The 661-nt window shown below is 59.0% G+C and carries 1 protein-coding gene and 1 pseudogene; both read left to right on the forward strand.

The features are described 5' to 3' along the window. Positions 1-274: pseudogene (locus B2R48_RS17570) on the forward strand (hypothetical protein); the annotation flags it as partial. Positions 275-279: 5 nt separating this feature from the next. Next, a complete protein-coding gene (locus B2R48_RS17575; protein WP_297003089.1) occupies positions 280-591 on the forward strand; it encodes a hypothetical protein in 312 nt (103 codons plus the stop codon). The last annotated feature ends 70 nt before the right edge of the window (positions 592-661 follow it).

The raw sequence follows: 661 nt of genomic DNA on the forward strand, positions 1-661 counted from the left end.
CGTGCCGGTCGTCACCCAGTCGCTTTATGGCACGCTTGCCAAGGATACCCGTCATCGCATCGCGCTGGCGTGGGAGGATGATGGGGTTTCGGTCGGGCTGGATGGTGTGGTGCTGTCCTCGCCGGATGGCTTTGCCATGCCACGCAATTTTTCCAACATAGTGCTGGGATCGTTTGGCGGAACCGACAAGGCACTGAACGGCCATGTGCGCAATCTGGCCTATTGGCCGGAAAAGCTTTCCAATGCGCGGCTTTCCGAACTTTCGGTGGTTTAAACCTCATGTGCACGGATAAAACACCCGACCCGATCATGGCCCTGCAAACCCGGCTTTTGGGTGAATTGCCCGATGACATTGCCATGGCGCGCGATGCCTATCATCGACTGGCCGGGGAGGCGGCCGGGATCATGGACGCCAAGGAATTCTCCGCCCATCAGGCGGCATGCAAAGCAGCGCTTGGGCATCTTGAAAGCCTGATCAAGCTGCTGCGCTGGGCGTGTGAGGGGGCGGGAGAAGTTGATGACGACGCACCTGAAAAACGCAATGTCGATCAGCTGATTGCGGAGGCGAGAAGTACCTTGAACCGCGCGTAATGTAGTTCGAGGTTCCCGCCTTCGCGGGAACGACGGAATATCTCTGGTCATCCCCGCGCAGGCGGGGATC

The sequence above is a fragment of the Thalassospira sp. UBA848 genome (genome assembly GCF_002295455.1).
GTDB lineage: Bacteria > Pseudomonadota > Alphaproteobacteria > Rhodospirillales > Thalassospiraceae > Thalassospira.

Coding starts and splice junctions, on each gene's coding strand:
- B2R48_RS17575 (WP_297003089.1), top strand. CDS start 280: ATGTGCACGGATAAAACACCCGACCCGATCATGGCCCTGCAAACCCGG.